This window comes from Pseudoalteromonas phenolica, assembly GCF_001444405.1.
GTDB classification, from domain to species: domain Bacteria; phylum Pseudomonadota; class Gammaproteobacteria; order Enterobacterales; family Alteromonadaceae; genus Pseudoalteromonas; species Pseudoalteromonas phenolica.
Map to the genome: position 1 here is coordinate 1,349,007 of NZ_CP013187.1, position 12,808 is coordinate 1,361,814.

The 12,808-nt window shown below is 39.7% G+C and carries 11 protein-coding genes; 5 read left to right on the plus strand and 6 right to left on the minus strand.

Annotated features, from left to right (window positions below):
* Window positions 1-17 precede the first annotated feature (17 nt).
* Window positions 18-944, minus strand: coding sequence for an endonuclease/exonuclease/phosphatase family protein (locus PP2015_RS05975; RefSeq protein WP_058029402.1), 927 nt, complete (start codon window positions 942-944; stop codon window positions 18-20).
* 279 nt (window positions 945-1,223) lie between these two features.
* On the opposite strand from PP2015_RS05975, the gene folE2 reads away from it, so the two are divergent.
* The 4 genes from folE2 (at window position 1,224) to PP2015_RS05995 (ending at window position 5,485) form a co-directional block, all read left to right on the plus strand.
* Window positions 1,224-2,114, plus strand: a complete 891-nt coding sequence (gene folE2 / locus PP2015_RS05980; RefSeq protein ID WP_193330481.1) for a GTP cyclohydrolase FolE2 — start codon at window positions 1,224-1,226, stop codon at window positions 2,112-2,114.
* A 175-nt stretch (window positions 2,115-2,289) separates the two neighbouring features.
* Complete coding sequence (locus PP2015_RS05985) at window positions 2,290-4,449, plus strand: S46 family peptidase (protein ID WP_058029404.1); 2,160 nt, start codon at window positions 2,290-2,292, stop codon at window positions 4,447-4,449.
* Between the two features lie 165 nt (window positions 4,450-4,614).
* Window positions 4,615-4,923 (plus strand): hypothetical protein, encoded by a 309-nt coding sequence (locus PP2015_RS05990; RefSeq protein WP_058029405.1) that lies wholly within the window; start codon window positions 4,615-4,617, stop codon window positions 4,921-4,923.
* Between the two features lie 22 nt (window positions 4,924-4,945).
* Window positions 4,946-5,485, plus strand: a complete 540-nt coding sequence (locus PP2015_RS05995; protein WP_058029406.1) for a hydrolase — start codon at window positions 4,946-4,948, stop codon at window positions 5,483-5,485.
* Here PP2015_RS05995 and PP2015_RS06000 read toward each other — a convergent pair whose 3' ends face one another.
* From PP2015_RS06000 to PP2015_RS06020, 5 genes are all read right to left on the minus strand, one after another.
* Entirely contained in the window at window positions 5,486-5,893 is a 408-nt protein-coding gene (locus tag PP2015_RS06000) for a DCC1-like thiol-disulfide oxidoreductase family protein (protein ID WP_058029407.1), read from the minus strand.
* A complete protein-coding gene (locus PP2015_RS06005) occupies window positions 5,890-6,309 on the minus strand; it encodes a hypothetical protein (RefSeq protein ID WP_058029408.1) in 420 nt (139 codons plus the stop codon). Before PP2015_RS06005 ends, PP2015_RS06000 begins: the two co-directional genes overlap by 4 nt.
* A gap of 98 nt (window positions 6,310-6,407) precedes the next feature.
* Window positions 6,408-7,388: an alpha/beta fold hydrolase gene (locus PP2015_RS06010; protein ID WP_083496529.1), complete on the minus strand. Its 981-nt coding sequence runs from the start codon at window positions 7,386-7,388 to the stop codon at window positions 6,408-6,410.
* A gap of 135 nt (window positions 7,389-7,523) precedes the next feature.
* Window positions 7,524-10,688: an HD domain-containing phosphohydrolase gene (locus PP2015_RS06015; protein ID WP_058029409.1), complete on the minus strand. Its 3,165-nt coding sequence runs from the start codon at window positions 10,686-10,688 to the stop codon at window positions 7,524-7,526.
* A gap of 91 nt (window positions 10,689-10,779) precedes the next feature.
* Window positions 10,780-11,676 carry a LysR family transcriptional regulator gene (locus PP2015_RS06020; RefSeq protein WP_058029410.1) on the minus strand — a complete coding sequence of 299 codons (897 nt, stop codon included), beginning with the start codon at window positions 11,674-11,676 and terminating at the stop codon, window positions 10,780-10,782.
* Window positions 11,677-11,802: 126 nt separating this feature from the next.
* Here PP2015_RS06020 and PP2015_RS06025 point away from each other — a divergent pair, with 126 nt between their 5' ends.
* The gene (locus tag PP2015_RS06025) at window positions 11,803-12,789 is read left to right on the plus strand and encodes a zinc-dependent alcohol dehydrogenase family protein (protein ID WP_058029411.1); all 987 of its coding nucleotides are present in this window, start codon (window positions 11,803-11,805) and stop codon (window positions 12,787-12,789) included.
* Window positions 12,790-12,808 lie beyond the last annotated feature (19 nt).

Consider the following 12,808-nt stretch of genomic DNA (forward strand, 5'->3'; position numbering starts at 1 on the left):
GTTTAAAACTAAGATGGTTAAAAGGAAAAGCGTGCACTTAAGGCACAATGGTCACTTAACATGTCGTCAATATTCATATTGTCGAAATAATGAAACTTTATAGACTCACTGTTGTATTGAGTGCTTAAAGCACTTGAGATAAAAATATGGTCAATTGGCGCTGGGTATTTCGGATGACAACCGGTTTTGCCGTCAGTGAGGTTTTGTAATTGCTTGTTAGGTAAGCTGGTGTCAGCAAATAAACCCGGTGAGTGAAATAGATCTTTTCTGAAGCGATTGTTAGGGTTCGCCAGTCTATGATTGAAGTCACCTAACACAATCCAATTTTCTTGATTTAGTGGCTGAGATTCTAAGTAGTCATCAAGAACATTTACTTGTTGACTAAGAACAGAACAAGACTCTCTATCAGAGTCTAGATAATCATCTACAAAGCAACCGCTTTTAAGGTGAAGATTGACGATGTGGAGCTTTTCATCTGCATGTTGAACAGTTAGCTTTATTCCCTGCCTTAAGCCTGGTCGTGGTACTGCAATGGCTTTTAGTTGTTCAACACTGTCTATTTTTATTGAATTTCTTACCGCAAAAGCTACTTTTTGCTGTGTCGATGTCAGGCTGCTTTCTCTACAGGTATAAGTTTGAGAATCAGGGCGGTCTGAGATGATTATTTGCCACTCATCTTCAGGAAAAATACGCGCAACTGCTTTGGCTGATTCAACTTCTTGTAATGCTACAACGTCTGCTTTTAGGTTATTTGCATATTCTTTTAGTTTTTCATAATCAGCTTTATTGCGCGCTTTACACCCTTGTCCATATTCTTCAGCCAAATGCTCAATATTCCATGTAGCAACCACCAGTGAGTCTTCTGGATTCGTAACCGTACTGCATGCGCTGAGTGCGATAGTGGCGCAACAAGTTAAAAGTGAGAGCTTGAAAAATTTATTCATAAACGTGCTTCTGAAAAACTTGAATATCGTGATATGTTATAAAGTAACATTAATTGATGCAATCTTTATTGCGTTAAATGGCAGAGGTGCACGATAAGTGGTATGACCAAAACGTCATGTTCTGGATATCCCTTTGCTAAACCGGAATTTCTTCGGAAAGACATTTGCCGATATTGCACTGACTTTCAATTGAATAGCTTCGAAATTATCTCAAAGTATTGAGAGCACGCTGTATGGATAGCAATGTTGGACCAAAAATAATCGTCGGAGATAAAAATAATGCTGTTACCTGATATCACTTCGAATCAGAATAAAGAGTTTCCTACACATTTGAAGTGGGTAGGTATGGAGCAGATATCTGTGCCTTTACTCATTGAAGTTAATAAAAATTATACTGCAGTCAATGGGCAGGCAGACTTGTTTGTGAGCTTAGACAGTGACGCAAAAGGCATCCATATGTCGCGTTTATATTTACTACTGAATGAGTATATTGCAGGGCAAGAATTCAGTCAGCAAACACTCGCAGCTATGATGGATGCGATGCTGAGTTCGCAAAAAGGCTTAAGCCAACAAGCTAAGCTAAATCTAAAGTTTGAACTACCGATTCTAAAGCCTGCTTTGTTAAGCAGTAACAGCGGATATAATGCCTATCCAATTGAAATAGAGGCAGTACAAAGTCAGCAATCAATTCAAATTAATGTATCTTTGACAATACCTTACAGCAGTACTTGCCCATGTTCAGCCGCGTTATCAAGGCAACTATTAAGTGATGCGGTAGAAACTAAGTTCTCACAGCAGACTCAGATTGATAAGGCACAATTAAAAGCTTGGCTTGAAAGTAAAGAGGGCTCAATTGCAACTCCGCATAGCCAACGTTCGTATGCCTACATTCAGCTTTCATTAGCGCAGTCAGTATTCCCTGATATTGCAGATTTGGTGACACTTTTTGAGCAAAGCATTGGCACACCGGTACAGACCGCTGTTAAACGAGAAGATGAACAAGCTTTTGCCGCACTTAATGCGGAGAATTTGATGTTTTGCGAAGATGCAGCCAGAAGATTGAAAGCGACACTTGAGTCAATGAGTTCAGTGACAAATTACCAGTTTAAAATTGAACATCAAGAGAGTTTACATGCGCATAATGCCGTTGTGCATGACAGTAAATTCTAGCTGTTATTCATAAATTGAAACAATTTAATAACCAGAGCGTACCGCAAACAATTGCTATTTTAGGTGCGGACATTAAAGTACCCAATTCTTTCCCTTTGGGGATAAGTGAAAACACTAACAAGCAGCTGAATCTAATAATAATAGAAGTTCAGCAATTATAATATTGAGGGAAATCATGCGTATTAAAGCATTAACAGCCGCGATTGTGCTTGCAGCAAGCAACTTTGCGATTGCTGACGAGGGTATGTGGCAACCACATCAATTACCTGAATTAGAGTCTGTATTAAAACAAAAAGGGTTAGAAATTGACGTTAAATCGATCTCTAAACTAACAGAATTCCCAATGAATGCGGTGATCAGCCTAGGTGGGTGTACAGCATCATTTGTATCACCAAAAGGCCTTGTGGTTACAAACCACCATTGTGCTTATGGTTCAATTCAGTACAACTCAACAACTGATAACAATATTTTAGAAAATGGCTTCTTAGCGAAAACACCATCAGAAGATTTACCAGCAGCACCGGGCTCACGCGTTTATGTAACTGAAGAAGTGACGGATGTAACAGCACAAGTAAACCAAGGTACAGATGGTCTATCGGGTAAAGCACGCTATGAAGCAATTGATAAAAACCGCAAAGCCCTCGTAGCTGAGTGTGAAGCTGACGGTAGCTACCGTTGTAACGTATATACCTTCCACGGTGGTCTTGAGTACTACTTAATTAAATCTCTTGAAATCAAAGATGTACGTTTAGCTTACACGCCTGCGATGGGGGTTGGTAAATACGGTGGCGATATCGATAACTGGATGTGGCCACGTCACACAGGTGACTTTGCTTTCTATCGTGCATACGTAGGCAAAGACGGTAAACCTGCTGAGTATTCAAAAGACAATGTACCATTTGCATCTGACTCATTCTTAAGCGTGAGTGCCAAGGGCGTACAAGAAGGTGACTTTGTAATGGTAACCGGTTACCCGGGCCGTACTAACCGTTACCGTATTGCGACTGAAGTTGATTACGTGTTCAATACAGCTTATCCGTTAGCACGAAAGCACAACTCTAAGTATGTTGAACTAATTGAAGAAAATGCACCTGAAGGGTCTCAAGCGCGCATTGCTTACGAGAGCACCATTGCAGGTTACAACAATTACATCAAGAACTATGGTTCTATGATTGAGAGCTTCAAAAAAGGCTCAATGTATACGCGTAAGCAACAGTTCGAGAAAGATTTAGCGGCTTGGATCAATGCGAATAGCGATCGTAAATCAAAATATGGTTCAGTGTTAACTGATCTGAATAAACTAGTTGCTGAATCTCAAGCGCATAATCAACGTGATCGTATGCTAGGTTATGTGCACCGTTCACAAATGATTTCTACGGCACGTATGCTTTACCGTTTAGCAGTTGAAAAGCAAAAGCCAGATGCAGAGCGTGAGCGCGGCTATCAAGAGCGTGACTTACCACGAATTCAAGCGCGCCTTAAGAGTATGAGCCGCCGTTATGATGAAACGGTAGATAAGGCCATCTTACTTCACTTCTTAGAGCTTTATGCTGCATTGCCAAAGTCAGAGCGTTTAGTTGAAGTTGATAAAGCATTCAATCTAACTAATGGCTTCAATAAAGCGAAACAAAAAGCATTGCTAGATGACATGTATGCAAACTCTAAACTGGCTGATGAAAAAGCCCGTTTATGGATGGCAGATCTTGAGTTCTCACAAATTAACGCAAGTGCAGATCCATTCGTTCAATATGCTAAAGCCATCTTTACTGTGATGAAGCAAATTGAAGATCAAGACAAGGAGCTTGCGGGTAAACAACAAGCGGCTCGTCCAGCATTAATGGAAGCAATCATTGCGTATAATAAGTCATTAGGTAAGCCAGTTTATGCTGATGCAAACAGCACATTACGTGTGACTTACGGTACTGTTGGCGGTTATTCACCGCAAGACGGTCTAGTGGCGACACCATTTACTTCTCTTGAAGGCTTATTAGCTAAAAACACCGGTGTTGAGCCGTTCAATTCGCCAGAGAAACAAAATGAATTAATTAAGCAAAAACTTTACGGTGCATACACTGGTGGCATGAACACAGTACCTGTTAACTTCTTATCAAATGTAGATACAACGGGTGGTAACTCAGGTTCACCAACACTGAACGGTAAAGCTGAACTAGTTGGCTTGTTATTCGACGGTGTGTACGAAAGTATCATCGGTGACTGGGATTATGATGCAAACCTAAATCGCTCTATCCACGTAGATTCTCGTTATATGCTGTGGGTAATGGACAAAGTAGATAATGCACAAAACCTACTGAAAGAAATGAAGATTGTTAAGTAACTGTTAGTTCTTAATTCATTCAGAAAAGCGCTCATATTTTGTGAGCGCTTTTTTATTGCGCAATGAAAATGACCCAAAAACTTTACATTAGTCGAAAAGTGTCGCAACTTGGAAAAATAAATCTAGTGATTAATAAGTAACGCAAAGTTTTTGAAGGAGTTAATTATGCGACTATTTCTGCGAGTTTTAGCGTTAGCAGGTTTTGTACTGGCTATCGCTATAGGTGTTATTTCAGGCACTTGGAAGTATGCGATTGCTACTGCGGCATTGAGTACATTACTGTTTATTGTGACTTTTAAAAAAACTGAAGAACCTACCCGCACAGCAACAAAAGTAGGTAAGGGCACTGATAATGCCAACGCCACAATCATAGCTGGTGCAAGTATCACAACTCACAACCTTTCAAATGATTCGTCGAGCTCATCTAGTAGTTTCGATAGTGGTAGTGGCGGTGGTGCTGACGGCGGCTGTTAAAGCTTATTGCAAGGAGCGTTAAATGCTTAATAGATATAACACAGGTCTAGTGATTGTAGATATTCAGGGTAAGTTAGCAACACTTGTGCATGAAAGTGAAGCGATGATTGCTCAAACATTAAAGCTGGTACAAGCAGCAAAAATACTTGATTTACCTATTGTATTCTTAGAACAACTCCCTGAGAAACTTGGGCCTACGGTCCCTGAATTGCAAGCGCATTTGGATGATATTCCTGCCATAGTAAAAAGTACATTTGATGGCTGTGGCAGTGAAGATTTTTTACAAGCCATAGATGCTGCCAGTGTCGATAATTGGCTGGTATGTGGTATCGAAGCCCATATTTGCGTATATCAAACGGCGATGAGCTTAAAACAAAGAGAGTTTGGTGTTGAGCTAGTACAAGATTGTATTTCTTCTAGAACACGTGAAAACAAGCAGCTTGCTCTGACTAAATTAAATCAAGCAGGTATTCAACTTACAAGTTTTGAAATGTGTTTATATGAGCTGATAAAAGACGCTAACGACTCTGTATTTAAACGAGTGTTACCGCTGGTGAAATGATCAAAACCGATCATTTCCCGTGCTATTCAAGTTATTGATTTTGGTTTTACCTAGCATTTTTAAAAGTAGGTTTCTGAAAAAACGCAACACCGGATATAAAACGGCTGAAACGCGCTTAGATTTAAATAGCCAATAATTCAATTTATTAAACACGCCAGAGCGTGAACTGATTAGCGCGAGAGCGTGAATGGCATCAGCACCGTAATAAATTACGCCGCCCATCTTTAATACCATACCTTGATCAATGTCTAGACCAAGTTGAGTAATTTCTTCTAATACTTCGCTACTTTCTCTGGCATTGATAATTTTGAGCTCACCAATACTTTCTCGAATACGAACGACCTGGCAGTAGTTGTCACAGGCAGGGCAGTCTTTATCGTAAACCAGTAAGATTTCTTCTTTACTCATAAATTAGCCCACTGTTGCTTTAAGCCGATAAAATGCACTAAACCAAACGACAAACAAATTAGTGAACTCCAAATCCAAAACTCACTCGAGCGACCCATGGGGTTACTAATAAAGAAAAAACCAGCGACCCCTCGGGCGGTATAAATTAAAGTAATTAAGATTAAAGCGATTTTTATAAGCGGTAATTTTGTAATAAGCCCGGCAGCAGAAAACGCATAGGTAGACCAAATAAGAAGCATAAACACAATTCCACTGGTGATGACTGCGGGTTTATTACTGCCTTGCTCTGCAAGTTTTGCCATTTGCTCCCCAGCACCAAAAAAGCGATACCAAGGCGCGCCAAAATAAATGCAACCTAGATGCATAAGTGCAGCTAGGGCACTTAAAGAACCAGCTACGATGAGAAAAATATTCACTCTGTGTCCTTTAAAAAATTTTCTTTAATTCGAATGGCTACTTTAACGTGTTACTATTTTGAATACATTAACTGATTGGTAAGCAAACATTTCTAACATCATAGGCTGTTAATGCTTTGGTTCTTTGCTAGCTCAACAGTTTCACGAATCTTTTTGATGACCAAGTCGGGGGCATCTGCTGGAATATTATGAGTCGCACCTGTTGCTATGATGTGCTCAGAATTGTTAGAAAGCGCAGCGATGCTTTTTTGCATGTCTTGCCATTGTTCAGTCATGCTAAAAAATCGCGGGTTTTTTGCATAAGCTTGCTTGTCGTGACTTATTACAAGCATTTTTAAATTGCCAAAGTCATAGTCGAACTTTTCCAAAGGGGTATAAAAGCCTTTTTCATGTCGGTAGCTTGAAAGCACATGCGCATACCTAAAGCTGCCATAATATTGGTCAAGTCGTTTTTGCATCGGTGAGTCATAGTGCTTGAAAATATTCTTTATATCAGATAATCCAAATGCAGCATTGAGATACTGTAAGTTTTTAACCGAATCGGGAATTGGGTCGAACTTTCCTCGCATAATTTCATGCTGATATTCATGGGCAGAGTCTAAAAGGATAAGTGCAGCCAAGTTAATCTCATTTTTTGCTGCTGTTCTTCTAGAAATAATGCCGCCATAAGAGTGGGCGACTAAAACAACAGGTTCATTGCCAGCTATATGCTTTATCAGTGCAGTTTGCAGTGCTGACTTTTCATTTGTAGTAAAAGTAACAGGCACATTATCACTACCACCATGACCAAGCCGGTCGTAATAACAGCTAGTAAAGTCATTGGGTAAGGCTTTGGTGATAATGTCCCAGCTTTGCTCTGAGTCTGCTGCAAATCCAGTTTCGAAGAACACAAAAGGCGCATCATTACCTTTGCATAAATACCGAACTTGTTTGTTTTGATAAGAGAAATATTGGCCGGGCAGCTTAATGGTTTGGTGCTGAATAAAGGCAGCAAGGCGAAGCAAGATATAGATACATAATATGAGTAAAAAAGTAAAAAGAACCTTGTTTGATTTTATTCGGTGCACAAATTTTGACATGGAAATTCTTCCCAGAAATTATCTTTATTTTTGTATAACGATTTAAAGCTTGAAAAGGGGTGGAAATAAATTTGAGAATGTCATTATATTTTGGCACTTCATTAAAGTGCCAACATACAATATTACTCGGCCAGATTAAGCTACTTTTTCTTTCCCAATCAAGCTATCAATATCAACGTTATCAATTTGTGTGGGGGCTAAATGTTGCTTTGCGTAGTCTAAATACACACCCGAAGTTAAAAATAATTCAAAAACATCAGGGTCTATGTGTTGGTCTTTCACCATAAACTGCATAATTTTTAGTGATTCAGATAAGGTTTTGGCCTTTTTATAAGGCCTATCTGAAGCGGTTAGCGCTTCGAAAATATCCGCTACAACTAGGATACGCTCGGGAATAGAAAGGTCGTCTTTGAACAACTTCCTTGGATAGCCTGTACCTATTAAAGTTTCGTGGTGGGTTGATGCCCAGCGAGGAACGTTAGCTAAATCATCAGGAAATGGCAGACTATCGAGCATTTTGATCGTACTTATCATGTGCTCGTTAATTCTAAACCTATCTTCTTGAGTAAGTGTGCCGCGGGAGACGGTTAGATTATAAAGCTCTCCTTTATTAGTAAGCAGGTCAGGAATGTCCATTTTTATCCCATATTTTTCGGCGTATTCAGGCTTAAGCGTTCTGGGCTGAATATGTTCTGTTTTATCACTGAGCAGCATTTCAACACAAGGTAAGGGAGTTTCTAGGCCATGTTTTGCTTCAAGCTCCATTTGTGATAACCCAAGCTTATCATCAAAATGGCGTTCCCAAGTAATTACAGATAGATTCTCCAATCGAATAATGGCTTCGTCACTGAGATATTCACCACCTTGATTACATTTTGCAATGAATGCAAAATCATCTTGAAATTGTTTGAGCTTACGTTCAAGTTCGGTTTTATAAAATGCTTCAGATTCGGGGTGTAGTTTTACGTTTTGATTGAATTCAATCACAGCATCTCTGTACAAAACTTCAAAGCGCATTCGTATTTCATGAATACGATTGTAAATAGTTTCCAACTTGGTCGCTTTGTCTACGATATATTCAGGGGTTGTGATTTTGCCACAATCGTGTAACCAAGCAGCCATCTTAAACTCACGTTTTTGCTCAGCCGTTTTTAAATTGAAGTCACTAAATACTCCATAATCTGCAGAAGATGCTGCTTCAGCTAACCTAATGCCTATATCAGGCACGCGTTTACAGTGGCCTGCTGTATAGGGAGATTTATCATCAATCGCTTGTGCAATCAGCTCTACAAAGGACTCTAATAATGCTGCTTGTTGTTTTTCGTGTTGTTTTATCGAGGCCGACATTTCAGCTAAAGAAGCACCCAATTGATCGAGCTCCTTAATATTACTGTGTTCGATAGTGACGTCATCATATTGTCGACGTTTGATTTTTTTGTTCTGTGCCATTAATTTCTGGATGGGTTGAACAATGGGCGCTGAAAATAAATAAGAGAGAGGAAGTAGGCAAACTAAACATGCAGCGGTTAAAAAGATCGATACTTTGACTTCCGTTAGACTTTTAGCAAAGAGCTGTTCTGTAGAGGTGACAATTGCAAAAAAAGTTTTTTGACTATCATTCACTTTAACAGGGCTAACATAAATGTAGGCTTCAGCATCGTTAATTTCAGCAGTTAGCAACTTGTTTTGTAGAGAATCATTATTTATAGCCTCTAAGAGTATCTTATGTGGCACAGTGAATGATTCTTCTTGCATATGTAAAATGCCTGACTTATTTAACCATTTATTTTGTAATTGTGCTTCTTGAGATTCTGAAATACTTGAGATGGCTCGATTGATGATGGGTATCAGATTCTGCAGCTCAGGCTGTATCAATAAATGTAACGATGATGGAAAGTCAAAGGGGGCGAAAGACAGAGCATTATTAACTTTTACTCCTTCAATAAAAAATTGAGACTGTGTTTGTAACAAAGATAAGTGACTATCAATACCTGCATCTGCTTGGCCATTCTTCACAGCCATAAATACATCTCTTAAAGTGTCGACTTCGATTAAATTAATTTCGGGATATTGTTTTTTTAAAGGTGCAATAATAGACCAACCTTGAGCGATGGCTAATGTTTTGCCTTTAAGTTGGTCAATGTGACTGATCGCAGGAGTGTCAGACTGTGTGACGGTTGCGTACGGTAATTCAAGAAAAGGAATTGATAGAATACCCATGCCTTTATTTTCTTGCGTGTTGTAAACAGCCTGTAGTCCATCCAATTCATTATTTTTATATTTGCCAACCAATTCAGGCCATGAAAAGCCATTTACAAATTCTAATTCTAAGCCTGTCATTTGAGCAATGAGGTTCAATTTATCTACAGAATAACCCCTTGGTTGACCTGAAATGGCAAAGTCGATTGGACTCCAGTCTTTCGAATTAGATATTTGTAGAGTAGGAGAATTGTGAATGATAGTTCTCTCTTTTTCGGTAAGAGAAAAATTAATATATTCGAAGGCAGTGTGGTCTGATCCTTGTTGGTTATTAGTTGCAATCACCTCACCTGTGGCCTGATACACGAATAAATCACTTTCTATTGCGAGACTATGTTTTTTTAAATATTTAGATAGACTTGAGAGTGCAATATCAACACCTAAAACAGCCTCAGACGACAGCATATTCTTCGAATATGTTAAACCAGGCGCTTCAAGAGACTTAAATTGATAAGGTGCTGACTTATAAACTTGTTCATGACTTGCACCTTTAAACCAAGGACGTGAAGTGGGGTCGAATTCATGTGACTCACTGTAGCTAATTCGTGGAGTTAGGTTTTCATCTAAGAAAGTGACGGTTCGAGTCGGTATATCCGAATTTGGAGTAATATCAATTTTTAACCACCTATCTGAAGCTAACGCGTTTAACTGAATTTTAATATCTTTCGAATTTAGATTAATGAGTTGCCCAAAGTGACCCGATGGCTGGCCAATAAAAATAGAATAATAGAGCGGGTTTTTTTCCATTGCTTTCGCAAATATTCTCAATTGGTCGGCTGATAACCCGACAGCTTGATTCAAATTATTATTAGTAGAAAGTAATTCTGTTAACTCACTCGCCTGATGATCAATTGCTGCCAAATAGTCACGGGTATATTCAGATGACATTTGAAATTGTTCAAAGGCACTTTGCTTTGCTTGTTGAGTAGAAAAATGAAACTGTAGAAAAATTGCAATGCCAGCGGTTAAGGTGGTGGCAATGACAAATATTGAAAAGAGCGTAAATCGAATCGAAAAACGCCACTTTTGTACTGAAGGCATGAACACATCCTTGCATGCATATTATATTAAATTAGTTCCTAGCTTAGAAAAGGAATCACAATATTTCCAATGAAAGTTCTTCACATTTTCATTAAGTTAATTCCCAGTATGGTGTTTCTCCAAAATGAGTTTTTAAATAATCTATGAAAACACGTACCTTGGGCGCGAGTAATCTAGAGCTAGGGTAAACAGCCCAAATAGAGGTATTGCTAACAAGCGGCGTGTTGGTGAGTACGGGGACAAGCTGTTTGGCTTGAATTGCCTTGTAAGCGCACCACTGTGAACAAATAGTCAGGCCTAATCCATTGATTGCCGCATCACGAATTGCTTCGCCATTATCTGCACGCAAGAAATGTTTGATTTTAATTGATTGGTGCCCTTCGTTAGTTTGAAAAGTCCAAGTATCTAGCCCCATGAGATCGATACATTGATGATTAAGTAAGTCACCAGGTTGGTTAGGGGTACCATGTTTATTTAAATAGTCCGGAGATGCGCAGACAAGGCGAGTGTCTTGTGCAATCTTACGAGCGATCAGGCTTGAATCATTCAAAGCGGCATTGCGTATAGCCACATCAAACCCACCCTCGACCATATCAACAATGCTGTCGCTTAACCGTAAATCTAAATTTAAGTCAGGGTATTGGGCCATAAACCCATTCAGAGCAGGGATCAGGTGCATTCGTCCAAAAGAAGCGGGTGCAGTAATACGCAGTCTACCTGAAGGGGACATATTACCAGAGCCAACAGAAGCAAATGCGACATCAACACTACTTAATACCTCCTGAGCATGAGGCAAAAATGCGACGCCGTCTTCAGTTAATGATACTTTTCTTGTGGTGCGATGTATTAAACGCACACCTAGGCTTTCTTCTAGTTTATTGATATGGCTGCTGGCAACGGCAGGAGATAAGCCCAACTCTTTACCTGCTAGACTGATGTTGTGACAGGCCGCAATGCGAATGAATAACTTTAAATGCTCAATGTTCAAATTTTTACCTGCTAAGTTTGGCGTTCGATTATCAATAAAATATTGAAACTGATTTCAAATATATCGTTATTATCAATTCCTTGTCTAGTGAGTAAACTGGCTACATCACAACGGAGGATAAAAATTATGCAAGCAATGGTTATTGAGCAATTTGGTGGTACAGACGTTTTTCAATTGAAAGAGGTTTCAACGCCTCAGGCAAAGCCTGGTCATGTTGTTTTAAAGGTCGCAGCAACCAGCGTGAATACCGTCGATATGATGATCCGAGAGATGGGGGATGCACTGCCGTTATCTCCAGCGCTTCCTGCTATATTGGGAATGGACTTTGCTGGCACAATTACCGAAGTTGGCGAGGGGGTAACTCAATTCAAAGTAGGCGATGAAGTGTATGGTTGTGCTGGTGGCTTGGCTGACTTACAGGGAGCACTGGCTGAATATATGCTCGCAGATGCAAATTTGATCGCATTAAAACCTAAATCCATTTCAATGAAAGAGGCAGCTGCTTTACCACTGGTTGGGATCACTGCGTTTGAAGGTCTTACAAGAGCTGGTGTTAAACAAGGTCAGAAAGTTTTAGTGCATGGCGGCTCAGGTGGTGTCGGACATATTGCGCTGCAGCTTGCAAACTATTTTGGCGCTGAAGTGTATTCTACCGGAGGTGGTGATGCGCAGTTATCTTTAATAGAGTCTCTGGGCGCTACGGGCATAAATTACCGACATGACACTGTTGAAGCTTATGTTGCTAAGTATACTGATGGGCAAGGTTTTGATGTTGTTTATGACTCAGTCGGTGGTGCGAACATGCTCAACTCATTTGAAGCTGCGGCTTTGAATGGTCAGGTCATAACGACTGTTTCTTTACTTGAACTCGACCTAAGCTTAGCGCATTTTAAAGGGCTTTCCTTACATGTGGTATTTATGTTGATCCCCATGTTACATAACCATAAGCGTGCAGTTCATGGTGAAATTTTGTCGTCACTGGCAAAAATTGTGGATGAGGGTAAGTTAAAGCCGGTTGTTGATGAACAAGTCTTTAGTTTAGACCAAGTCGGTGAGGCTCACGCTCGACTTGGCAGTGGTAAGGCGATGGGTAAAGTTGTCGTAACGGTCTAATTAGATATAAAAGTGAGTA

Coding starts and splice junctions, on each gene's coding strand:
- PP2015_RS06015 (WP_058029409.1), bottom strand. CDS start 10,688: ATGCCTTCAGTACAAAAGTGGCGTTTTTCGATTCGATTTACGCTCTTT.
- PP2015_RS06010 (WP_083496529.1), bottom strand. CDS start 7,388: ATGTCAAAATTTGTGCACCGAATAAAATCAAACAAGGTTCTTTTTACT.
- PP2015_RS06000 (WP_058029407.1), bottom strand. CDS start 5,893: ATGAGTAAAGAAGAAATCTTACTGGTTTACGATAAAGACTGCCCTGCC.
- PP2015_RS05975 (WP_058029402.1), bottom strand. CDS start 944: ATGAATAAATTTTTCAAGCTCTCACTTTTAACTTGTTGCGCCACTATC.
- PP2015_RS05985 (WP_058029404.1), top strand. CDS start 2,290: ATGCGTATTAAAGCATTAACAGCCGCGATTGTGCTTGCAGCAAGCAAC.
- PP2015_RS06025 (WP_058029411.1), top strand. CDS start 11,803: ATGCAAGCAATGGTTATTGAGCAATTTGGTGGTACAGACGTTTTTCAA.
- folE2 (WP_193330481.1), top strand. CDS start 1,224: ATGCTGTTACCTGATATCACTTCGAATCAGAATAAAGAGTTTCCTACA.
- PP2015_RS05990 (WP_058029405.1), top strand. CDS start 4,615: ATGCGACTATTTCTGCGAGTTTTAGCGTTAGCAGGTTTTGTACTGGCT.
- PP2015_RS05995 (WP_058029406.1), top strand. CDS start 4,946: ATGCTTAATAGATATAACACAGGTCTAGTGATTGTAGATATTCAGGGT.